Origin of the sequence: Pantoea sp. alder81 (genome assembly GCF_020179835.1) — a bacterium.
Taxonomy (GTDB): Bacteria; Pseudomonadota; Gammaproteobacteria; order Enterobacterales; family Enterobacteriaceae; genus Pantoea.
Map to the genome: position 1 here is coordinate 736,053 of NZ_JAIUDA010000002.1, position 21,979 is coordinate 758,031.

Annotated in this window: 20 protein-coding genes; 5 read left to right on the forward strand and 15 right to left on the reverse strand. The window is 55.7% G+C overall.

Annotated features, from left to right (window positions below):
• Position 1 precedes the first annotated feature (1 nt).
• Positions 2–445: a rhodanese-like domain-containing protein gene (locus LBW88_RS08305; RefSeq protein WP_224930945.1), complete on the reverse strand. Its 444-nt coding sequence runs from the start codon at positions 443–445 to the stop codon at positions 2–4.
• Between the two features lie 86 nt (positions 446–531).
• Between LBW88_RS08305 and LBW88_RS08310 the strand changes: the two genes are divergently transcribed.
• Positions 532–1,968, forward strand: a complete 1,437-nt coding sequence (locus tag LBW88_RS08310) for a PLP-dependent aminotransferase family protein (protein WP_224930941.1) — start codon at positions 532–534, stop codon at positions 1,966–1,968.
• Here the strand turns inward: LBW88_RS08310 and LBW88_RS08315 are convergent.
• Both LBW88_RS08315 and fabB read right to left on the reverse strand, forming a co-directional pair.
• Complete coding sequence (locus tag LBW88_RS08315) at positions 1,931–3,112, reverse strand: MFS transporter (RefSeq protein WP_224930939.1); 1,182 nt, start codon at positions 3,110–3,112, stop codon at positions 1,931–1,933. The two genes, LBW88_RS08310 and LBW88_RS08315, sit on opposite strands and share 38 nt — an antisense overlap.
• Positions 3,113–3,331: 219 nt before the next feature.
• Positions 3,332–4,552 carry a beta-ketoacyl-ACP synthase I gene (gene fabB, locus LBW88_RS08320; protein ID WP_224930935.1) on the reverse strand — a complete coding sequence of 407 codons (1,221 nt, stop codon included), beginning with the start codon at positions 4,550–4,552 and terminating at the stop codon, positions 3,332–3,334.
• Between the two features lie 155 nt (positions 4,553–4,707).
• Between fabB and mnmC the strand changes: the two genes are divergently transcribed.
• Positions 4,708–6,720 (forward strand): bifunctional tRNA (5-methylaminomethyl-2-thiouridine)(34)-methyltransferase MnmD/FAD-dependent 5-carboxymethylaminomethyl-2-thiouridine(34) oxidoreductase MnmC, encoded by a 2,013-nt coding sequence (gene mnmC / locus LBW88_RS08325; RefSeq protein ID WP_224930932.1) that lies wholly within the window; start codon positions 4,708–4,710, stop codon positions 6,718–6,720.
• A 30-nt stretch (positions 6,721–6,750) separates the two neighbouring features.
• Here mnmC and LBW88_RS08330 read toward each other — a convergent pair whose 3' ends face one another.
• The 6 genes from LBW88_RS08330 to prmB form a co-directional block, all read right to left on the reverse strand.
• Positions 6,751–7,032, reverse strand: coding sequence for a YfcL family protein (locus LBW88_RS08330; RefSeq protein ID WP_224930929.1), 282 nt, complete (start codon positions 7,030–7,032; stop codon positions 6,751–6,753).
• Positions 7,033–7,186: 154 nt separating this feature from the next.
• Positions 7,187–7,732, reverse strand: a complete 546-nt coding sequence (locus LBW88_RS08335) for an elongation factor P hydroxylase (protein WP_224930926.1) — start codon at positions 7,730–7,732, stop codon at positions 7,187–7,189.
• 67 nt (positions 7,733–7,799) lie between these two features.
• On the reverse strand, positions 7,800–8,597 hold the full coding sequence (locus LBW88_RS08340) for a sulfite exporter TauE/SafE family protein (protein ID WP_224930922.1): 798 nt from the start codon (positions 8,595–8,597) through the stop codon (positions 7,800–7,802).
• 131 nt (positions 8,598–8,728) lie between these two features.
• The gene (mepA, locus tag LBW88_RS08345; protein ID WP_224930919.1) at positions 8,729–9,553 is read right to left on the reverse strand and encodes a penicillin-insensitive murein endopeptidase; all 825 of its coding nucleotides are present in this window, start codon (positions 9,551–9,553) and stop codon (positions 8,729–8,731) included.
• Positions 9,554–9,560: 7 nt separating this feature from the next.
• Positions 9,561–10,646: a chorismate synthase gene (gene aroC / locus LBW88_RS08350; RefSeq protein WP_224930917.1), complete on the reverse strand. Its 1,086-nt coding sequence runs from the start codon at positions 10,644–10,646 to the stop codon at positions 9,561–9,563.
• Between the two features lie 45 nt (positions 10,647–10,691).
• On the reverse strand, positions 10,692–11,624 hold the full coding sequence (gene prmB / locus LBW88_RS08355) for a 50S ribosomal protein L3 N(5)-glutamine methyltransferase (RefSeq protein WP_224930914.1): 933 nt from the start codon (positions 11,622–11,624) through the stop codon (positions 10,692–10,694).
• A gap of 156 nt (positions 11,625–11,780) precedes the next feature.
• Between prmB and smrB the strand changes: the two genes are divergently transcribed.
• On the forward strand, positions 11,781–12,329 hold the full coding sequence (smrB, locus tag LBW88_RS08360; protein ID WP_224930913.1) for an endonuclease SmrB: 549 nt from the start codon (positions 11,781–11,783) through the stop codon (positions 12,327–12,329).
• Between the two features lie 57 nt (positions 12,330–12,386).
• On the opposite strand, the gene sixA is transcribed toward smrB, so the two are convergent.
• The 4 genes from sixA to LBW88_RS08380 all read right to left on the reverse strand — a co-directional run bounded on the left by sixA (position 12,387) and on the right by LBW88_RS08380 (position 16,968).
• Positions 12,387–12,869, reverse strand: coding sequence for a phosphohistidine phosphatase SixA (sixA, locus tag LBW88_RS08365; RefSeq protein WP_224930910.1), 483 nt, complete (start codon positions 12,867–12,869; stop codon positions 12,387–12,389).
• Between the two features lie 195 nt (positions 12,870–13,064).
• Positions 13,065–15,194, reverse strand: a complete 2,130-nt coding sequence (gene fadJ, locus LBW88_RS08370; protein ID WP_224930908.1) for a fatty acid oxidation complex subunit alpha FadJ — start codon at positions 15,192–15,194, stop codon at positions 13,065–13,067.
• Entirely contained in the window at positions 15,194–16,504 is a 1,311-nt protein-coding gene (fadI, locus tag LBW88_RS08375; RefSeq protein ID WP_224930905.1) for an acetyl-CoA C-acyltransferase FadI, read from the reverse strand. The genes fadJ and fadI overlap by 1 nt, the downstream gene beginning before the upstream one ends.
• Positions 16,505–16,671: 167 nt before the next feature.
• Positions 16,672–16,968, reverse strand: a complete 297-nt coding sequence (locus LBW88_RS08380; RefSeq protein ID WP_200569110.1) for a YfcZ/YiiS family protein — start codon at positions 16,966–16,968, stop codon at positions 16,672–16,674.
• A gap of 358 nt (positions 16,969–17,326) precedes the next feature.
• On the opposite strand from LBW88_RS08380, the gene fadL reads away from it, so the two are divergent.
• The gene (gene fadL / locus LBW88_RS08385) at positions 17,327–18,610 is read left to right on the forward strand and encodes a long-chain fatty acid transporter FadL (RefSeq protein WP_224930902.1); all 1,284 of its coding nucleotides are present in this window, start codon (positions 17,327–17,329) and stop codon (positions 18,608–18,610) included.
• 45 nt (positions 18,611–18,655) lie between these two features.
• Here fadL and LBW88_RS08390 read toward each other — a convergent pair whose 3' ends face one another.
• On the reverse strand, positions 18,656–19,552 hold the full coding sequence (locus LBW88_RS08390; RefSeq protein WP_224930899.1) for a LysR substrate-binding domain-containing protein: 897 nt from the start codon (positions 19,550–19,552) through the stop codon (positions 18,656–18,658).
• A 107-nt stretch (positions 19,553–19,659) separates the two neighbouring features.
• On the opposite strand from LBW88_RS08390, the gene LBW88_RS08395 reads away from it, so the two are divergent.
• The gene (locus LBW88_RS08395; RefSeq protein WP_224930895.1) at positions 19,660–21,171 is read left to right on the forward strand and encodes an MFS transporter; all 1,512 of its coding nucleotides are present in this window, start codon (positions 19,660–19,662) and stop codon (positions 21,169–21,171) included.
• Positions 21,172–21,204: 33 nt separating this feature from the next.
• Here the strand turns inward: LBW88_RS08395 and mlaA are convergent, their stop codons facing one another.
• Entirely contained in the window at positions 21,205–21,972 is a 768-nt protein-coding gene (gene mlaA / locus LBW88_RS08400) for a phospholipid-binding lipoprotein MlaA (RefSeq protein WP_224930893.1), read from the reverse strand.
• Between the last annotated feature and the right edge of the window lie 7 nt (positions 21,973–21,979).

Below are 21,979 nucleotides of genomic sequence, written 5' to 3' on the forward strand. Positions count from 1 at the left end.
TTTAGCAACCGCAGTGTGCGCCGGCAGTGGCTTGTGGCCATTCGCCCGGCGACGTTCCCCACGTCAACGGATGCCCATCGCGCTTCCAGAAGTCCAGTCCACCGATCAACTCTTTGACCTGAAATCCCAGCGAGGCCAGTTTCCATGCCGCTTTGGTTGAGCCGTTGCAGCCGATACCATCGCAGTAAGTGATGTACACCTTGCTGCGATCCAGCTGTGCAGTGGATTCGGCATTCATGGTGCGATGCGGAAACGAAACCGCTCCGGTAATGTGCCCCGCCTGATAAACCTCAGTGGATCGTGCATCGATCACCACAATCGCATTGATGCCTTGCGTCAGATCCTCTGCCAAATCCCAGGCATCGGTGTAATAACTCAGTTTGTGCTGCAGATACGCCACGCTTTCCTGAGGATCCACGGGTGGGAAAAGTAAGACTGATGACATCGCATTCTCCTTATGTAATTTTCCCTGAGTTTACGGCAAAGTGGTCTGCAATTTGATACCACTTTCGCCACAGTAATAAGACCACCATGCGCCACTCTTTTTTAGCACTGTTTAATCATGCGTCATCCGGCGGTTTGCGCGAGCGCTTATGCATTACGCTACGTCAGGCCATTACCAGCGGCCATTTGCACCATCAGCAACGCTTACCCTCCAGCCGTCAGTTAGCCGAAGATTTGTCATTGTCGCGGGTAACGGTGGAAGCCGCTTATGCGCAGTTAGAGAGCGAAGGCTATCTGGAGAGACGAGGCGGCCAGGGCACTTTTGTATCGATTGCGATACCTGCGCGTGCAGTGACCACACCCGCACAGAATACACCTCGTTTCTCCCGACGCGGCGAGCAGATCCTGGCGACAGGTGGCTGCCAGGATCCGCCTTTTCCACATGCGTTTGCCGCCGGTTCGCCTGAATTACGTGCCTTCCCGCATACGCATTGGCGCCGGATCAGCAACAGCGTGCAGCGTTCGCTGGGTAGCCAGGTGATGGGTTATGGCGATCCGCTGGGCTTTATGCCGCTACGTGAGGCGGTAGCGGATTATCTGGCGTTATCACGCGGTGTGCGCTGTGCTGCCGAACAGGTGGTGATCCTCACCAGTTCACAGCAGGCCTTGCAGTTAATGGCATTGATGTTGCTGGATGCCAATGATGAAGTGTGGCTTGAGGAGCCTGGCTATCCCGGCGCGCGCAATGCGTTTCTCGCTGCGGGTGCACACTGCCGTGCGATGCCGCTGGATAGCGAAGGCGCGATGCCATTAAAAGGACATGCCAGGCTGGTTTATCTGACGCCGGGACATCATTACCCCACTGGCACCGCGATGAGCCTTGCCCGCCGCCTGCAATGGCTCGACTGGGCGCGCCAGCAGCAGAGTTGGTTGATTGAGGACGATTACGACAGTGAGTTTCATTATGACGATCGTCCGATTCCCGCCTTACAGGGATTGGAAAATGATAGCCGGGTGATCTGCCTCGGCACTTTTTCCAAAACGCTCTTTCCCTCCCTGCGACTGGCGTGGATGGTGGTTCCGCCAGCGCTGGTTGATGCTGTCGGCAGTGCGCGCAGCATTCTGGATGGGCATAGCGCACTATTGCCACAAGCGATTACCGCCGAGTTTCTGCAACAGGGACACTTTGCCAGCCACCTGCGGCTGATGCGCCAGCTTTACCACAGCCGTCGCGATCGGTTACTGGAGCAGATCAACACGCGCCTGCAGCCCTGGCTGACGCCGATGCCGGCGTCTGGCGGGCTTCAGTTAACAGTAGGATTGCATCAGGGAGAGGAAGGGCCACTCACGCAGCAAGCGCAGGAAATCGGCCTGCTGTTGCCCCCTCTGTCGCCGCTGTATGCGGAAAGCCCGCCACAACCGGGATGGATGCTGGGCTTTGCTGCGCTGACACCGGGTGAGATTGTCAGCGCCTGCGATAAGTTGGTTACGCTGTTGTCGCGCTACGCGCAAACGTCCAGGTGACGAGAATGCCCAACGCTGCGCAGCATGCGCCCGCCAGGTAGACCGAGCCATAGCCCAACGCGGTGGCGAGTAAACCGGTCAGTGGGCCACTGGCACCGTAAGCGATATCCTGGAAAGCGGAGAAGCCGCCCAGCGCCGTGCCACGAATTTGTGGTGAGACGCGTTTGATTACTTCGACGCCGAGCGCCGGGAAAATCAACGAGCAGCCGCAACCGGTTAGCGCGGCACCCACCAGCGCCATCCAGCCTGAAGTTGCGCAGGCCAGCACCAGCAAACCGGCGGTTTCCACCAGCAGCGAGACCATGGCTACGCGCACGCCACCGTGACGATCTGGCAAACCGCCAAAGAACACGCGCACCAATACAAAAGCACAGCCAAATGCGGTCAGTGCAAAACCGGCGTTGCCCCAGTTTTCTGCGGCAAAATAGAGCGAGGTAAACGTCCCGATGACCGCAAATCCGGTTCCCTGCAACGCCAGCGCCATGCCGGGTTGGAAGATGGTTTTCACCACGCTGAACAGTGAAGGACGTTCGCCACCCACCACCGGCACTTTGCTAACCCAGCTATTGATCGCCAGCGAAAGCAATGGCAGCAGCAACGCAACGGCACCGAGCGCCGCAAATCCGCCATGTTGATTAATCAGCAAACCCAGCGGTGCGCCCGCCGCCAGCGATCCATAAATCGCCATGCCGTTCCACGACATCACCAGTCCGGAACGTTTGCTTCCCACCAGCCCCATGCCCCAGGTGAGATTACCGGTGAGCAGCAGGCTTTCACCGAATCCCAACAGTAAGCGCCCCACCGCCAGCAAGCCAAACTTGCCCCAGGGTGAAACCGGCAATAGCGCGGCCGCCAGATACGCCACGCCCACCAGCGCGATAGCGATCATACCGTGTTGCGTGGTGAGCTTCGCGCCGTGCTGATCGGCTCGGCGTCCGGCAAAGCTGCGCGTCAGCAACGTGGCGAAGAATTGAATCCCCACTGCGACGCCCACCATCAGGTTGCTCATCCCCAATTCCTGATGCACATAAAGTGGAATCACCGGCAGCGCCAGGCCTGCGGTTAAGTATGTGAGAAACACCGCAAAGGATATGCAACCCAAAGGCAGCACAGATTGCGTCTGCGTATCTGCAGCCGTGGTCATGGTGGTATGAACTCCTTGTTCAGAGCGTGCACGACAGGCAATAAACCCACATACGCGCACGTCCGGCATTCAGACGAAAACGGGTTGTTTGGTTCATAATGTGCACAAACGATTATTTTATTTCAGGAAAGATGGGAAGAGTGTAGGCAAGCCGCAGGGGAAATGTCAAAAACAACAGGGGCCGGATAGACCGGCCCCTGGAAAACGGTGATCACGAGATTAAGCTGGCAGCTTACGCATGGTCAGGGTGGCGTTGGTGCCGCCGAAACCGAAGCTGTTGGACATCACGGTGGTCAGCGCTTTTTCAGTTGGCTGCGTCACGATGTTCAGGCCTTTACCGGCTTCATCAATTTCATCAATGTTGATGCTTGGTGCGATAAAGCTGTGCTCCAGCATCAGTAAGGTGTAGATCGCTTCCTGCACGCCCGCCGCACCCAGTGAGTGACCGGTCATGGCTTTGGTGGCAGAGATGTACGGCGAGTTATCACCAAACACTTCGCGAATCGCACCCAGTTCTTTCACATCACCGACTGGCGTAGAAGTGCCGTGGGTGTTGAGGTAATCGATTGGGGTATCAACGCCGTTCATCGCCATCTTCATGCAACGTACTGCGCCTTCGCCTGATGGAGCAACCATGTCAGCACCGTCAGAAGTCGCGCCGTAGCCAACGATTTCTGCATAGATGTGCGCGCCACGTGCCAGAGCATGCTCCAGCTCTTCTACCACCACCATACCGCCGCCGCCTGCGATCACGAAACCATCACGGTTCGCATCGTACGTACGGGAAGCTTTCTCTGGTGTTTCGTTGTATTTGGTGGACAGTGCGCCCATCGCATCGAACTCACAGGCCATTTCCCAGCTCAGCTCTTCGCCGCCGCCAGCAAACACGATGTCCTGTTTGCCCAACTGAATCTGCTCAACCGCATTACCGATGCAGTGCGCTGAAGTCGCACACGCAGAGCTGATTGAGTAGTTCACACCGTGGATTTTAAACGGGGTTGCCAGACACGCTGACACACCTGAACCCATGGCTTTGGTCACCACATAAGGGCCGACCGCTTTCAGGCCACGCGGGCCACGCATCGCATCGGCACCGAATACCTGATAACGTGGCGAGCCACCGCCTGAACCGGCAATCAGACCCACGCGTGGGTTGTTCTGATATTGCTCGTCAGTCAGACCGGAATCCTGAATCGCTTCTGCCATAGACAGGTAAGCGTAGATTGAAGCATCACTCATGAAACGCACGATTTTGCGATCGATGAGCCCGTTGGTATCCAGTTTGACGTTGCCCCATACGTGGCTGCGCATACCGATATCTCTCATCTCTTCAGAGAAGGTGATACCTGAACGGCCTTCACGCAGAGAAGCCAGCACTTCTTGCTGGTTATTACCAATGCTGGAAACGATACCCAGGCCAGTAATCACTGCACGTTTCATTCAATAGTCCTCATTCCACTTCTTTTGGATTGACGTGCACTCTAGCTTACAGTTGTAAGCCGAACAAGTCCGATCAGCCATTTCCTTTTGTAAATTTGCGTCATGTCACGGCAGTCGTTAAAATCGCGCCACTGCCTGAAAAACGAGCCTTTCCCGTGAAATTAGCCCCGGTTGAACACGCGCAATTAAACTGGAATGATCAGGGTACACCTGTTTCCCGAGCATTCGACGACGTCTATTTCTCCAACGACAATGGGTTGGAGGAGACGCGCTATGTCTTCCTCAATGGCAACCAAATTCCTGTCCGTTTTGCTCAACATTCACGCGATATTTTTATTGTCGCAGAAAGCGGTTTTGGGACTGGTCTGAACTTTCTTACCCTGTGGCAAGCGTTCGATCGCTTCTGCAGTGAACATCCCGAGGCGACACTTAAGCGCCTGCACTTTATTAGCTGCGAAAAATTCCCACTGACGCAAACCGATCTGATTGCTGCACATGCGCACTGGCCTGAGCTGGCGCACTGGGCCGAACAATTACAGCAACAGTGGCCACAGGCGCTGCCGGGTTGCCAGCGTTTACTGTTCAACAACGGTAAAGTCACGCTCGATCTCTGGCTCGGTGATATTAACGCGCTAATTAATACCTTTGATGACAGTCTTAACGCGCAAGTCGATGCGTGGTTTTTAGATGGTTTTGCGCCGTCTAAAAATCCGGAGATGTGGACGCCGGGACTGTTTGCCGCTATGGCACGTCTGGCTCGGCCGGGTGGGACGCTGGCGACCTTCACCTCGGCAGGTTTTGTCCGTCGGGGATTACAGGAAGCGGGCTTTAGCGTGACTAAGTGCAAAGGTTTTGGTCACAAACGTGAAATGCTAACGGGCGTAATGGAGCAGGCATCTGCCCTGCCCCACAGCCAACCGTGGTACGCCCGCCCTGCGGCTCGCACTCAGGAAGTGGCGCTGATTGGCGGTGGCGTGGCAAGTGCCGTACTGGCACTGGCGCTGTTGCGTCGTGGCTGGAAGGTCACGCTTTACTGCGCTGATGCAGCACCTGCATTGGGCGCATCGGGCAATCGTCAGGGCGCACTTTATCCGTTGCTCAATCAGCACGACCCTGCCCTCGCCACCTTCTTCCCTGCGGCGTTCACCTTTGCCCGCCGCCTGTATGATCAGCTACCGGTGATGTTTGAACACCACTGGAGTGGTGTGCTGCAACTCGGCTGGGACAGCAAAAGTGCCGATAAGATCGCTCAGATGCTGGAGATGGGATTGCCGCATGATGTGGCGTACGGCGTGAATAAGGAAGACGCGCAGCAGTTAGCGGGCGTCGATACTGGCTGCGGTGGCATTTTCTATCCGCAAGGCGGCTGGCTCTCTCCGTCGCAACTGACCAGCAACCTGTTGGAGCACGCGCAAACGCTGGGTTTACGCCTGCACTGGCTACATCGCGTCACCACGCTGGAAACGACGACTGAGGGCTGGTCCCTCAACTTCAGCGAACAGCCCTCGGTAAATCATCAGCAAGTGGTGCTCGCTAATGGCCATGCGCTGCTGGAGATTGAGCAGAGCAAAGATCTGCCCGTTTACGCGGTGGCGGGTCAGGTCAGTCATGTACCGACCAATCCTGAGCTGGGCGCGTTAAATACCGTGCTGTGCTACGACGGCTATCTCACGCCGGTGAGCCGGAATTTCAACACTCACTGCATCGGGGCCAGCTACCACCGTGGCGACACTACAACCGATTTCCGTGCTGACGACCAGCAGGAAAACCGCCAGCGCCTGGTGAACTGTCTGCCGGATGCAGAGTGGCCGCAGCAAGTGGATATCAGTGATAACGAGGCGCGAGTCGGTGTGCGCTGCGCCACGCGCGATCACTTACCGATGAGTGGCAGCGCGCCCGATTACACCGCAACGCTAACGCAATACGCCGATCTGCCGGAGCAGCGTGCAAGTGGTGAAAGCATTGCCGATGCACCGATTCATGCTGGTTTATTTGTGCTGGGTGCGCTGGGTTCGCGCGGCTTGTGCAGCGCGCCGCTGGCAGCGGAAGTGTTGGCGGCACAGATGAGTGGCGAGCCACAACCGCTGGATATCACCACGCTGGCGGCAATGAATCCGAATCGTTACTGGGTAAGGAAGTTGCTGAAAGGAAAGAAAGCGGGACGCTAAGTTGACGGGGCGAGCGATCGCCCCGTGCTATCAGGCCGTTTGACGTGCCTGCTGGAACAAGTTATCCCACATGCCAATCACCAGCGCCTGATCGCGAGGCGACAGTTCACCCGCTGCAATCGCTTTTTGCAGACTGTTCGTCACATGAATCTGCAGCGCTTCTGGCGTATGCTCACCCGTGATTTCAACCTCAGCCACCGCCAGGGTCAGATGACCACGCAGATAGCCACCGGCAAACAACTCGTCGTCACTGGCGTGATCAACCATATCGTCAATCAATGCCAGGATGCGGGATTCGAATTCTACGATCATCGTCTTGTTCCTTATTGCCCTTGATACTTCGCGCCACGACTGCGTTGGCTTCACGCTCTTACCCCGTTCGCGCTAGTTACCGTCCGGGGGTTCGTTCATTCGCCATCATGCTGCAACGCGGGTTACTTTGGGTCATTAATAATATGTTTGCGAATCACAGATCTTCCGGCCACGGGAAGTGTGCCGCCGTCAGCGCTGGCGTAGCGTAATAGCTGGCTAACGCATCAATAAAACGTGCCGGACGTGCCGGGATGCCCTGCTCAAAATAAGTCATTACCTGAGCATGGACCTTACGCTGGAACGCGATGCGATCGGGTTCACAATCTCCTTCGAGGTTGTCACAACTGACATTGAAGGGAAAGCCCGCTGCAACACAGAACAGCCACTCCAGCGCCTGCGGTTTAATCTCAACCGATTCAAACTGATTCTGCGTTTGCGCATCCCGCCCATCCGGGCAGTACCAATAACCAAAATCCACCAGCTTGCGACGCGCTTCACCGGCAATACACCAGTGAGAAATTTCGTGCAGCGCGCTGGCGTAGAAGCCGTGAGCAAACACCACGCGGTTCCACGGCGATTCCTCATCCGCTGGAAGATAAATAGGTTCGTCATCGCCTTTAATTAGACGGGTCTGAAAATCTTCAACAAAGCAGCCATCAAAAATATCCACCAGCTGCTGGTAATGATGTTTTCTACTCATAATATTTTAATCTTTAAAAAAATTATCGCCATTGTCGCACTGGCAGCCGTTCTTGACGAGTGTTGCTTTACAGCGTGGCCATCCACGCCAGCAACGCGCTGCCATGGCTATCCCACAATAATTTCGCGCTCATCACGGCCGATACGGTCACCACCATCGGGCGGATCAGCTTCTGACCGCGGCTCAGCACCAGCTTTGCGCCAAGACGCGCACCGACAAATGCGCCGATCAGCATAATGACGCCGGTGCCCCATACCACTTTTCCACCAAACATAAAGAACAGCAGACTGCCAAAGTTTGAGGTGAAATTTAAGACTTTGGCGTGAGCAGTGGCTTTGGCCAAATTGAAGCCACAAAGCGTGACAAATGCCAGGGCATAAAACGAACCGGCACCTGGTCCGAAAAAGCCGTCATAGAAACCGACGCAACCGCCGCCCACCAGCGCGTACGCCAAACCTTGCATGCGATGCTCACGATCCGACTCGCCCAGCCGCGGCATCAGCAGGAACCATAAACCGATACTGATCAGCAGGATCGGCAGAATCTGGCGCAGCACATCGGCGTTGATGTGCTGAATCAGCACCGTGCCGCATATTGCACCAATAAAGGTCATGGCGATGTTCAGCCGCTGCTCACGCAATTTGACGGCACCGCGACGCACAAAGTAGAGGCTGGCAGAGAAAGATCCCCCTACCGACTGTAATTTATTGGTGGCTAGCGCCTGCGCGGGAGAGAGCCCCGCAGCGAGTAGTGAAGGAACGGTGAGTAAACCACCGCCGCCAGCGATGGAGTCAATAAACGCGGCCAGCACGGCAACCAGGAACAGCACGCCCAGCAACAGCGGGCTAACAACAAAGAGGTCCATTTTTTTCTCGTAAAGTTAACCACGACCATTCTCGACCAGGCAGGCGGTCAGTTCGCTCCCCCACGGCTGACAAAAGTCAGTGACCGGGGAAGAGAGCGTCGCCATTGCACCTGAGGCAGGAAGCATTCAGGTTAGAGTAAATGACGATCCAACAGTGCCTGACAGGATGGCGGTAACGGCGGCGGCGTTTTTTTCACAGGTGGAGAACTACCGGGTTTTTTCGGCAGAAACCAGCTGTCTAACTCCGCACCACAACCATCGCCCGGTGGTGGTGCCGCCTGATCTTCGCACTCCAGGCTGCCAGCCGGGCAGCGCAAACGCACGTGCATATGCGCACGATGGGCAAACCACGGGCGCACTTTATTTAGCCACGCACGATCGCTTCCGGCGTCAGCGCAAAGCTGTTTTTTAATCGCCGGATTGACGAAGATACGCGTCACTTCATCGTCTTTCGCTGCCAGCTTAATCAGGCTATCGATCTGCGGCTGCCAATGACGCGCAATCACTTGCTTGTCATCCGGCGCGACCAAATCCAGCGGCTGTGGCTTCAGCAATTGCTGCGCCGTCCAGCGATTTTGCGGCAGCTGCAGCCAGATATCGACATCCAGCCCGGTTTGATGGCTGGCATGCCCGCTGCTAAAGCGCCCGCCGGCCGCCATGCCCATATCACCAATCAACACCTGCCCCAGCTGCAGTTGATGCACCTGAGTACTGAGCCGCTGAATAAAGGCAATCAGATCGGGATGGCCGTAATAACGCCGCTGATCCTGGCGCATTACCTGATAATGAGGCGAATTGAGTGGCAGCTGCTGAGCGCCGACAATACAGCCGTTGGCGAAACCGCCAATCGACTGTGGGCTGCCAGCAATCGGCTGATGGATTTGCTGCCACGGCGTGGCAGCAAGGGCAGCCGCACTGCACAACAGCGCGGCGACGGTGATGAGCAGGCGGCGCATCTGTGGCTTACCAGCGCGGAACGCTGCTGTTGACGTCACCGTTCTGCGCACGCTGGCGCAGCAGGTGATCCATCAACACAATTGCCATCATCGCTTCGGCAATCGGCACCGCGCGAATGCCCACGCAAGGATCGTGGCGACCTTTGGTGATCATCTCCACTTCTTCGCCGTCTCGGGTGATGGTTTTACCCGGAACGGTGATACTGGAAGTGGGTTTCATCGCCAGGTTCGCACTGATGGTCTGGCCGCTGCTGATGCCACCCAAAATGCCACCAGCGTGATTACTCTGGAAACCGTCAGCACGAATCTCATCACGATGCTGGCTACCGCGCTGGTTAATCACCGCGAAACCGTCACCGATTTCCACACCTTTCACTGCGTTAATGCTCATCAGCGCGTGCGCCAGATCGGCATCCAGACGATCAAACACCGGCTCACCCAGCCCCGGTGGCACATTTTCCGCCATCACCGTAACTTTGGCACCGATAGAGTCACCCTCTTTCTTCAGGCCGCGCATCAATTCATCCAGCGCTTCCAGCTTAGAGGCATCCGGGCAGAAGAATGGGTTCTCTTCAACGATGCTCCAGTCTTTCAGCTCGCAGGCCACATCACCAATCTGTGCCAGATAGCCACGAACCTGAATGCCGTGCTTCATTTGCAGATACTTTTTGGCAATCGCACCCGCCGCCACGCGCATCGCGGTTTCACGCGCAGAGGAACGGCCGCCGCCGCGATAGTCGCGCAGGCCATATTTTTGTTCGTAGGTGTAATCGGCATGGCCGGGACGGAACAGATCTTTGATCGTGCCGTAATCCTGCGAACGCTGGTCAGTATTTTCAATCAGCAGGCCGATAGAGGTGCCGGTGGTGACACCTTCAAATACGCCGGACAAAATTTTCACCTGATCCGGTTCGCGACGCTGCGTGGTGTAACGCGATGTGCCCGGACGGCGACGATCGAGATCGTGCTGAATATCCGCTTCCGTGAGCGGAATGCCTGGCGGCACACCATCAACGATGCAGCCCAGCGCAATACCATGCGACTCGCCAAAGGTGGTTACGCGAAAAACTTGTCCAATGCTGTTACCGGCCATTGTGGTTCCTTGTTGCGATGTTGCGGGCGATGTTTCGCCCCATTTTTAGTCTTTGTAGAAGGAGAAGTGATGCTGAGCCGCGACGATCTGCTCGCGCGTCAGCATGAACACGCCGTCACCGCCGTTATCGAATTCCAGCCAGGTAAACGGCACATCTGGATACTGATCCATCATATGCACCATGCTGTTGCCCACTTCGCAAATCAGCACGCCCTGCTCACTCAGATAATCCGGGGCACAGGCAAGAATGCGGCGCACCAGCTTCAGACCATCACTGCCTGCTGCCAGACCCAGTTCCGGTTCGTGGCGATATTCGTTCGGCAGATCGTCCATATCTTCCGCATCCACGTACGGTGGATTGGTGACGATCAGATCATATTTGACCTGCGGCAGTCCCCGGAACAGGTCGGAGCGAATGGGCGTGACGTGGTGGATCAAACCGTGTTCTTCAATGTTTTGCTCGGCCACGGCCAGCGCATCAGTGGAGATATCCACCGCATCGACTTCCGCTTCCGGGAAGGCATAAGCACAGGCGATCGCGATGCAACCACTGCCGGTACACATATCGAGAATGTGGTGCGGTTGTTCACCAAACAGACCGGCAAAACGGTTTTCAATCAGCTCACCAATCGGCGAACGCGGCACTAACACGCGCTCATCGACATAGAATTCATGACCACAGAACCAGGCTTTATTGGTGAGATAAGCCACCGGAATGCGCTCGTTGACGCGGCGAATCACACGTTCAACAATACGGTGACGCTCGCTGGCCGTCAGGCGCGCATTGCGCATATCTTCAGGAATATCCAGCGGCAGCCAGAGCGTAGGCAGAACCAGTTGGACTGCTTCGTCCCAGGGATTATCCGTGCCGTGGCCGTACCAAATGCCTGCCGCCGAAAAACGGCTGACAGCCCAGCGCAGCATATCCTGAATGGTGTGCAGTTCACTCACTGCCTCATCGACGAAAATCTTGTCCACGTAGCCCTCCGCAGGCCTTAAAATCAATCGGCCGTTAGTTTGCCACGAAGCCGGGCAGAATTCAGCGCGGCAAGGTGAAAAAGCTGACATTTGTTAACGCTAAGCGTTAAGGTATGCCACCGGCTATTAACCAGCCCTCTAACCCTATTTTGAGCCATGAGTAAGAAGACGCCCCTAAACCAGGACGATCAGGCGCTGTTTCGCGAATTGATGAGCGGAACGCGTAAGCTGAAACAAGACACTATCGTGCATAAACCGGCAGTGAAAACCCGCGAAGTTCCGCTGAAAAGACTGCTTTCCGAGCAAGCTGATAACAGTCACTACTTCTCAGATGAGTTTCAGCCGTTGCTCTCAAGCGAGGGGCCAATGCGCTACGTGCGCGCCGATGTCAGTCATTATGAGCTGAAGAAATTGCGGCGCGGCGATTACACGCCGGAGATTTTTCTCGATCTTCATGGTTTAAGACAGCAGCAGGCTAAGCAGGAACTGGGCGCATTAATTGCTGCCTGTCGTCGTGAACACCTGTTCTGTGCCAGCGTGATGACCGGGCATGGCAAGCACATCCTTAAGCAGCAAACACCGCTGTGGTTGGCGCAACATCCGCACGTGATGGCATTTCATCAGGCACCGAAATTATTTGGCGGCGATGCCGCACTGCTGGTACTGATTGAGGTGGAAGAGTGGGTGCCGCCAGAGTTGCCTTGACGCAAAAAAGGAAAGGGCCGCTGAGTGCGGCCCATAGAGATCTAACGCATGGCGAATTTACATCGCTTTGGCCAGTTTTGACGGGCTGACCTGCCACTCCAGTTTGCCTTCACAGGCGTCTGCATCAAAGTTCACATAAGCAATTGCCGACGTAGCAAACATCGGTGGTGCTTCCTGCGGGCAAAGCTCTGAAACCAGATAGCCCACCAAAGGCAGATGCGAAATCACTAAGGCTGATTTTACACCCTCCTGCGCCAGCGCCTGCAGATAACAGGCCACCATGCCCGGATCGCCACCCGGCGTCAGTTCCGGCAGCACGTCTTGCCCTTCTGGCAGTTTCAGTGCCTCACGAACCGTGGCGAGCGTCTGCTCTGCACGGAGATAAGGGCTCACTAACACCCTTTCGATATCCAGCGCCTGGCCGTTTAGCCAGCTCGCCATCTGGCGCGATTCGTCACAGCCACAGATTGTGAGTGGGCGTACTGAATCACTCGCTGCTTCCAGAGCTGCATCGCCATGACGCATGATAAAAACTTGCATAAAGCACCGCTGTTGTTTGTCGATATCGTCGGGTACCACAGCACCAGACGCTTCATTCTGCGAATGAACGCTGTGTTTTACCCCAATGGCTTCAGTATAGTCAACCGGTTGTTTATTAAATAAGCATATCTAAGAATGGTGCCGCGCCACCTTCTCCATGGCACCATAACTAACCCGCTGAATCTGTGCGCCTATTCATATTTGTGCAGAAGTGTAAAAATTCGTTTGCGCTTCTGACATTGCCATCAAAGCGTCACAAGGCGCGAAACGGTCGCCATGTTGCTGCATTAAAGTACGTAATGTATTGACGATTTCGCTGGCGCCGCGTTGATCCATATAGCGGAACGGGCCGCCGAGAAAAGGCGGGAAACCGATGCCAAACACCGCTGCGATATCGCCATCCCGTGCGTGACGAATCACGGACTCATCGAGGCAACGTGCGGCCTCGTTCAGCATCATCATGACGCATCGTTGCGCGATCTGCTCTTCACTCTGCTTTGCCTGCGGTTTAACGTTAATCAGGCCATAGATTGAAGCATCCACTTTGCGTTTGCCCGGCCAGCGAGAGGCGTTGTAAAGGTAGAACCCTTTCTGGTTTTTGCGCCCTTTACGGCCATCAGCGAGGATGGCGTTGACCGCGTCGGGGGCGCTGAATCGCTCACCATACGCTTGCTGCAGAATCGGGCTGATTTTACTGCCGACATCAATCCCCACTTCATCCAGCAACTGCAATGGCCCAACCGGGAAACCGAACTTCACTAACGCACGATCGATATGATCCACTGGCTCACCTTCCAGCAAGCAGCGCATGGCTTCATTTATATAGGGCGCGAGAATGCGGTTGACGTAAAAACCGGGTTTATCGGCCACTACCACCGCTGTTTTGCCTTGCTGGCGCGCCAACTGCACCGTGGTCGCGAGCGTTTCTACCGATGTGCCAGCATGCGGAATCACTTCCACCAGCGGCATTTTGTCCACCGGGCTGAAATAGTGCAGACCAATGACATTCTCAGGGCGCTGCGCGTTGGCAGCAATATCACCAATCGGTAACGATGAGGTGTTGGAAGCAAAGATGGTGTGCGGCTGACAGTGACTTTCAATATCCGCCACCATCTGCTGCTTCAGGGCCAGGTCCTCAAATACCGCTTCAATCACCAGATCGCGCTGGCTGAACCCCTGATAATCAATACCGCCGCTGATGCGCGCCATCTGTTGCTGGCGCTCGGCGGGTTTCAGCTGGCGCCGCTTCACTTTTTGACTCAGCAGATCCCAGCTGTACTGCAGCGCATGGTTCACACCATTGAGATTGACGTCTTTAATTCGCACCGGTAAACCGGCTTTCAGCGCCGTCACGCTGGCAATCCCTCCGCCCATTAATCCGCCACCGAGTACGCCGATGTGTTTCAATGCGCGCGGTTCAGCGTCGGCCACTGCTTCTTTCTTTATCGCGGTCGAGGCGAAAAACAGACTGCGCAGTGCCGCAGATTCAGGGGTCATCGCCAGCTGGCCGAAGGCGCGCGCCTCCGCCGCATGACCGGCGTGACTGCCCTGCTCCAACCCTGTGCGGACCACCTGCAGAATGCGATCCGCTGCCGGATAATTCCCCTGCGTTTTACTGTCGGTTTGGCGCTTTGCTATCGCGAATAACAGCGAGCGCGCCAGCGGTGCCTGCATCAGGCGATCGCGACGTGACAACTCACGGCGGACGACCTTTCCTTTATGCACCCGCGCAATCGCCGTTTCCAGCAAGATGGATTGTGGCACCGCATCGTCAATAATACCGAGTTTCAGCGCCTGTTTGGCGCGCAGCTGTTTACCGCTCAGAATCAGCGGTAGTGCCTGCGGCACCCCAATCAGTTTTGGCAGACGCTGCGTCCCGCCTGAGCCGGGTAACAAGCCCAACTGCACTTCTGGCAGCCCCAAACGGGTTTTATCATCCAGCGTGCAGATACGCGCGCTACAGGCCAGCGCCAACTCCAGCCCGCCGCCGAGACAGGCGCCGTGAATTGCTGCAACCACCAGGAATGGCAGCGCCGCAATCTCCGCCATCACCTCTTGTCCCTGACGCGCTAAGGCTTCCGCTTCTTCTGCCGTCTGGCAGTTGGCGATCATGCTGATATCCGCGCCGGCGACAAAGTTATCGCTTTTACCAGAAATCAGCACCAATCCCGCCAGCTTCGGATTGCTGCGCGCTTCAGCCAGCACCGCTTTTATTTGTGGGACAAACTCCGCTTTCAGCGTGTTCATCTTTTCGCCCGGCACGTCGATGGTGATGATGCCGACATGATCGAGGCGCATGTGTAAATGGAATGCAGATGCGCTCATTATTCAGCCTCCAGAACCATTGCGCTGCCTAATCCGCCCGCTGCACAGGCGGTCACCAGTCCTAATCCGCCGCCACGTCGCCTCAACTCATGCAGAGTTTGGGTGATCATGCGCGCGCCGGTGGCAGCAAACGGATGGCCGTAAGCAATCGAACCGCCCAGCACATTGAAGCGCTCTTCATTCACTTCACCCAGCGCATGCGGGCGATTCAGTACTTCGCGCGCAAAGCGTTCATCGCGGAACATTTTGAGGTTCGCCAGCGTCTGCGCCGCAAAAGCTTCATGCATATCGATCAGCGTGAGGTCGTTGAGTGTGATGCCGGCGCGATCCAGCGCCAGCGGTGAGGCATAAGCGGGACCCAGCAACATATCCTGCCAGACATCAATCGCGGTAAACGCATAACTGCGCAGATAGCCGAGCGGGGTAATCCCCAGCTCTTTTGCACGTCCTTCACGCATCAAAATCACCGCGGCCGCGCCATCGGTAAGCGGCGTGCTGTTGGCAGCCGTGACTGAACCGTGGCGACGATCAAAGGCCGGTCGCAGTTTGGCGTAATCGCTGGCGCTTGCGTTAAAGCGGATGTTGTTGTCCTGCTCAATCGGTGCTTTCCACGGCGGCACAAAGGCCGCCATCACTTCCTGCGCCAGCACACCTGACTGCCAGGCACGCGCCGCATGCTGATGTGAGCGCAGCGCCAGAGCATCTTGCTGTTCCCGCGTGATGCCATGGGTTTTCGCCATCTGCTCGGCGGTGTCTCCCATACGCAAACCGGTGGAATACTCCGCCACCGCAGGTGGCACCGGCAACAGATCGCGCGGGCGCAGGCGACGCAGAATTTGCAGCTTTTTGCTGAAGGTGCGCGCTTTGTTGAGATCGACCAGCGCACGGGCCAGCGCTTTACTGACACCTATCGGCAGCACCGAAGAGGAGTCTGCGCCACCGGCAATGCCGGCATCAATGGTGCCCGCCATCAGGCTTTCCGCCACGTTTGCTACCGCCTGAAAACTGGTGGCGCACGCGCGACTGACGCTGTAGGCATCGGTGTGCACGCTCAATCCGCTGCTCAGCACGATTTCGCGCGCAATATTGGGCGCTTCCGGCATTTGCACCACCTGGCCAAATACCAGTTGATCGATAACGTCGACCGGCAATTCGCTGCGCGCCATCAGTTCGGATACCACCATGCGCCCTAATTCCAGCGCCGTGATGCCATGAAAATCACTCGCCTGACGAGCGAAAGGGGTGCGTAATCCGTGGGTTATGGCGATACGTTCGCCCTGACGCGTCAGCAGCGGCTGCGCTTTGCTCATTGCACTCACCTGTAATTTACGACCGTAGCATCATTGCCAAACAGGTCTGACCTGATCATCAGTGTTAACCAGGTGCCGCTAAGTCGCCAATAACAGAAGAAAAAAAGTGAGAGGGAAGACACGAAAAAGAGATAACGCTGCCGAAAGGGCTTCCGGCAGCGACAGGATTAGCGTAAGCCGAGTTGAAAAATGAAGGTCTCAGCCTGGCAGGCAAAAGTGAAATCAACATTCAGGCGGACGCCTGGGGCTTCTTCAACGAATTCTGCATTAATCTCGCAAGGCTCGGATTCAACCTGACGCGCTTTATCCGTTAAGTGCTTCAGCATCGCTTCAGCCGCATGACGATCGGCAAACACGCCCGACCAGCTGGCAGTGCAATCGGTATTGTCCATCACGGTGCCGACATCCACGCAACAGCAAGCTGCCGTTTCAGTCGCACTGCATTTTTTAATGGCATCAGTCATTGTTCTCTCCTGACGATAAATCGACACAATCGGATCATTTTCTGACGCAAAGTGTACGCCCCGCGCGGCCTTGCTTCTATCTTCCTGCGGCTAAGTGACGAATATCACACTAAAAATTGATCCAGAACAAATTTGACCGCTATGCTAGATGAGCTTCGACAAGATTTTGTTAAGCAGATCTGATTTTATCGATCAAATCGGAAATATTTAAAAAACATTATTGCAACAAATACACAGGTCAGACCTATACTCGTCGCACTGGTCTGATATGTGCCTTTGTCATCAGTCCCTACAATCCGCCGTCCTTTGTTACGCGACGTAACAACGTTTAATAATAAATCTAGATGAGGTTGTGGTCATGAACCATAAGAACCTGTTTGCAAAGTCAGCTGTGGCAGCTGCAGTGGCGCTTATCTCTTCCCAGGTTTACGCCGCTGGCTTTCAACTTAATGAATTTTCAGCAATTGGTTTAGGTCGTGCATATTCGGGTGAAGGTGCGATGGGCGATACCGCTGCATCCGCTAGCCGCAACCCAGCGACCATGGCATTGATGGATCGCCCTTCGTTCTCCATCGGTGCTGTTTATATTGATCCTGAAGTGGATATAAGCGGCCAGAGCCCCACCGGCAACAGCCTGAATGCGAAAAACATCGCACCGAATCAGTGGATCCCTAACCTCCATTACGTTCATCCGATTAACGATCAATGGTGGGTAGGCGCATCCGTCACCTCCAACTATGGTCTGGCGACGGAATTTAATGATGGTTACACCGCTGGCGGATACGGTGGTAAAACCGACCTGATGACCGGTAACTTTAACCTTAGCACCGCTTATCGTTTGAATGAGCACTTCAGCTTCGGTGTCGGCTTTGATGCGGTTTACGCCAAAGCGAAAATCGAGCGTTATGCAGGTGAAGCGGGCGCGCGTGTCGGCATGCCAGCCGATACTCAGGTTGCCCATCTGAAAGGTGATGAATGGGGCTATGGCTGGAACGCCGGCATCCTGTATGAAGTGGATAAAAACAACCGCTTCGGCTTCACCTATCGTTCCGAAGTAAAAATCGACTTTGACGGCGATTATAAGAGCAGCATCCCAACCGCTTACAATGGTACACCGCAGGCGATTGCCTTAGGTCTGCCATACGGTACCAGCGGCCAGACCATTCCGGGTTCACTCACGCTGAATCTGCCAGAAATGTGGGAAGTATCGGGCTGGCATAAAGTCGCTCCGCAGTGGGCCGTGCACTACAGCCTGACCTACACCAGCTGGAGCCAGTTCCAGGAGCTGAAGGCCACCGGCAGCAACGGTCAGACGCTGTTCTATAAAGATGAAGGCTTCAAGGATGCGTATCGCATCGCGCTGGGTACCACTTACTTCTACGACGATAACTGGACTTTCCGTACCGGTATCGCGTTTGATGACAGCCCGGTTCCCGCCGACAAACGCTCTATCTCGATTCCAGACCAGGATCGTCTGTGGCTGAGTGCCGGTGCTTCTTACGCCTTCAATGAAGATGCGTCAGTCGACCTCGGTATCTCTTACATGCACGGCCAGAAAGTCACGGTGAAAGAAGGTCCTTACACCTTTAACTCCGAAGGTAAAGCCTGGCTGTACGGCGCGAACTTTAACTACAAGTTCTGATGCTAAAAACAGTGTGAAAAACGGCGACAGTGATGTCGCCGTTTTTTATTGCCGACGCGACACCGGCCAGTGTTCTGCCAGAAAATCGATAAAACAACGCACGCGCGGTGATAGATAGCGCCCAGGCCAGATAGCCGAAAAACCGCTTTCGCGGATGCAGCTTCCCGGCAATACTTCAACCAGCCTGCCTTGATCCAATAGATCCCACACCACGAAATCCGGCACATAGCTGATCCCCATTCCGGCCAGCGTGCTCTGCACCATCGCTTCAATGTTATTCACGGTCAGTGTTTTCAGCGGTTGGAAATCCCCCGTAACACGCAGATCGTTTAGTTCCCAGTGTTGAATCAAGCCCGTTGCTGGAAAGCGGAACAGGATGCAGTGATGCGTGATCAGCGCTGCGCTGGATAAGGGTACACCACGCGCGGCGAGGTAGCAGGGACTGGCACACAACACGAAGCGGAAAGGTCCCAACGCTCGCGCCTGTAGCCGGGAATCCTGCATTTCGCCGCTGCGAATCGCCACGTCGAATCCTTCATCAATCACATTGACCAAACGGTCACTGAAATCACAATCCAGTTCAACATCAGGATAAAGCTGACTAAATTGTGGCAACAGTGGCGTGATGAGTCGATATCCCACCACCGGCAATGACACGTGCAGTTTACCGCTCGGATGCGCCACCGCTTGAGTTATCTCCGCTTCAACGTCTCGCAGCTGTTCGAGGATCGGGCGCGTGCGCGTCAGAAGCAATACGCCTTCAGCCGTCAAACTCACGCTGCGTGTGCTGCGGTTGAACAACCGCACGCCCAGTTGCTGTTCAAGCCGGGCGACATTTTTACCCACCGCCGAGGCCGAAATTCCCAGCAGCTGAGCCGCCTGCACAAAACTGAGTGTTTCAGCCGTGCGCACGAACGAGGTTAACGCGGTAAGACTGTCCATGATAATAAACCTTTCATCCGCAAAGTATGGAGCCTTAGCCCATTTATCATCTTTTATATCCTCAATAATATGCGGCGTCATCTATTCCACTCTTTGCGAGACAATCGATGGCGGAAATCACCACTTCCTCAGTTTCAGGCGTCACAATCAGCGCAACCCTGGCCATTTTGCTGGCTGCGCTGTTGCTCCCCTTGAGTTTTACCGGCGGCGTTGTCACCACTCCCGCCATCAGCCAGGCATTGCACGGCGGGCCACTGTCGCTGGCGTGGTTAACCAACGGTTTTATGTTGACCTTCGGTAGCGGCTTGCTGGCGGCGGGCGTAGCGGCAGACAAACTGCGTTACAAGCGGGTGTTCATCGCAGGGCTGGCTCTTTTCTCCCTCAGCTCATTGCTGATTGCCCTGACAGAAAGCACGTTTACCCTCGGCATTTATCGTGCATTACAGGGCATTGCCGCGGCACTCACGTTGGCCGGCGGAGCAACGGCACTGGCCCATCTTTACAGTGGACCGGCACGCACGCGGGCATTCAGTTTGCTCGGTACGCTGTTTGGCGTCGGGCTGGCGTTTGGTCCACTGTTAATGGGCGTGATAACCGATGCGCTCAGCTGGCGTTGGGTGTATGCGCTGCTGTCCGCCCTGGCGGCCATCGTGGGTTTGGTGGGCCAGTTCAGTGTTGTCTCCGCGCCAGCGGCACATTCCCCATCAGCAGATATTCGCGGCACGGCACTGTTTAGTCTCGCTCTCCTTGCCCTCACCACCACACTGATCCTGTTACCTCAGTATGGCGTATCATCCTCAGCCGCGATCGTCGGCATTGTCGTGACGTTGCTGGCGAGTTGGCGCTTCATTCGCCATACGCAGCGTATCGCCCATCCCGTGTTTAGCCTGGCATTGCTGCGACAGCCGCACTTTGCTGGGGTGTTGCTGTTGCCTGTGGCCACCTGCTATTGCTATGTGGTTTTGCTAATTGTTATCCCGCTTTTTTTAATGGGCGCACGCAATCTCAGCGAAACCCAGAGCGCAATTATTTTGCTGTCTCTGACGGCCCCGATGTTGCTGTTCCCGGGGGTTGCGGCTGGATTAACGCGTTGGTTTGACGCGGGTAAAATCTCGGTGGCAGGCCTGTTACTGGCCACGCTAGGATTGGTCGTCATGGCGTATGCCATCACCCTGAATGAACTGACTCTACTTGCCGTTTCCATGGCCATTACCGGTGCGGGAGCCGCCTTGCCGTGGGGATTAATGGATGGCCTCGCCGTCTCGGCGGTATCCGTAGATCGTGCGGGCATGGCGGCGGGATTGTTTAATACGGTGCGCGTGGCCGGAGAAGGCATTGCTTTGGCGATCGTTATGGCGCTGCTGGCACTGCTCAATCGCTTGGGTTTACAGCAGCGCTTACCTGACGTGGATGGCGTCACGCGTGACAACGCTGCCGTGTGGTTATCCGGAAGTCATATTCATCAAGCACAGGAATTACTGCCGCAGATTTCCGCATCGCTGCTGAGACTCAACGTGCAGCATGCGTATCAGATACTGCTTTATGGCCTGGCAGCCATCACATTCGGATGCGCGATCGTGGTGGGGATTTTGCTCAAGCAGCCCGTCAAGCAGGGATAAAACAATGGCGGCTAAGAAAGCCGCCATTCAATTTTACTGCGAATCGATGTCCTTCAAATCATCCTGAATCGCACTGGCGTTCGGATTCTCTTCCGGTTTCAACTTACCGCCGTTGGCGAGGAAATCATTGCGCTGGAAGTAGGCGTTACGAATAAACGCATACGGATCCTGCTGCTGTTTCAGAATGGCATCAGAATCCAACAACTGTGCACGTGTTTCCACACCCTCAATCGTCCACTTACCGATCGACATCGGCCAGGTGAGCCAGCTCAGCACCGGGTAAAGCGTATCGACATAGTCGCCGCCATCCTGACGCACTGTGAAGCTACCGTAACCCGGTAATACCACATACGGACCGTAACCCACACCGTAACGACCCAGCGTGCTGCCGAAGTGGTGCGGAACTTCTCGCGCCAGTTCAGGATTCGCTTTACCCGCCACATCAATAAACCCGCCCAAGCCCAAAACGGTATTGAGGAAGAAACGTGTGAAGTGGATACCCGCCTGGCGCGGTTCACCGACCAGAATCGAGTTCAGCATGCTGGCAGGTTCATCCAGGTTGCCAAGGAAGTTACTCATACCACTGCGCGCAGGCACCGGCACGTAATCGCGCCAGGCAACCGCCACCGGGCGTACCACATAAGGATCCAGCACATTCATGTTGAAGTTAAACATGGTGCGGTTAAAGCCTTCGAGCGGATCGCTACGCTGGGCAGGCTGCGTCGGATCGGCCGGTTTTGAACTGGCACAACCCACCAGCAGCAAGCTGGCCAGCGCCAGACCGGTCAGGCGGTTATTCATTCTTATC

Coding starts and splice junctions, on each gene's coding strand:
- LBW88_RS08305 (WP_224930945.1), bottom strand. CDS start 445: ATGTCATCAGTCTTACTTTTCCCACCCGTGGATCCTCAGGAAAGCGTG.
- LBW88_RS08310 (WP_224930941.1), top strand. CDS start 532: ATGCGCCACTCTTTTTTAGCACTGTTTAATCATGCGTCATCCGGCGGT.
- LBW88_RS08315 (WP_224930939.1), bottom strand. CDS start 3,112: ATGACCACGGCTGCAGATACGCAGACGCAATCTGTGCTGCCTTTGGGT.
- fabB (WP_224930935.1), bottom strand. CDS start 4,552: ATGAAACGTGCAGTGATTACTGGCCTGGGTATCGTTTCCAGCATTGGT.
- LBW88_RS08330 (WP_224930929.1), bottom strand. CDS start 7,032: ATGATCGTAGAATTCGAATCCCGCATCCTGGCATTGATTGACGATATG.
- LBW88_RS08335 (WP_224930926.1), bottom strand. CDS start 7,732: ATGAGTAGAAAACATCATTACCAGCAGCTGGTGGATATTTTTGATGGC.
- LBW88_RS08340 (WP_224930922.1), bottom strand. CDS start 8,597: ATGGACCTCTTTGTTGTTAGCCCGCTGTTGCTGGGCGTGCTGTTCCTG.
- mepA (WP_224930919.1), bottom strand. CDS start 9,553: ATGCGCCGCCTGCTCATCACCGTCGCCGCGCTGTTGTGCAGTGCGGCT.
- aroC (WP_224930917.1), bottom strand. CDS start 10,646: ATGGCCGGTAACAGCATTGGACAAGTTTTTCGCGTAACCACCTTTGGC.
- smrB (WP_224930913.1), top strand. CDS start 11,781: ATGAGTAAGAAGACGCCCCTAAACCAGGACGATCAGGCGCTGTTTCGC.
- sixA (WP_224930910.1), bottom strand. CDS start 12,869: ATGCAAGTTTTTATCATGCGTCATGGCGATGCAGCTCTGGAAGCAGCG.
- fadJ (WP_224930908.1), bottom strand. CDS start 15,194: ATGAGCGCATCTGCATTCCATTTACACATGCGCCTCGATCATGTCGGC.
- fadI (WP_224930905.1), bottom strand. CDS start 16,504: ATGAGCAAAGCGCAGCCGCTGCTGACGCGTCAGGGCGAACGTATCGCC.
- LBW88_RS08380 (WP_200569110.1), bottom strand. CDS start 16,968: ATGACTGATGCCATTAAAAAATGCAGTGCGACTGAAACGGCAGCTTGC.
- fadL (WP_224930902.1), top strand. CDS start 17,327: ATGAACCATAAGAACCTGTTTGCAAAGTCAGCTGTGGCAGCTGCAGTG.
- LBW88_RS08390 (WP_224930899.1), bottom strand. CDS start 19,552: ATGGACAGTCTTACCGCGTTAACCTCGTTCGTGCGCACGGCTGAAACA.
- LBW88_RS08395 (WP_224930895.1), top strand. CDS start 19,660: ATGGCGGAAATCACCACTTCCTCAGTTTCAGGCGTCACAATCAGCGCA.
- mlaA (WP_224930893.1), bottom strand. CDS start 21,972: ATGAATAACCGCCTGACCGGTCTGGCGCTGGCCAGCTTGCTGCTGGTG.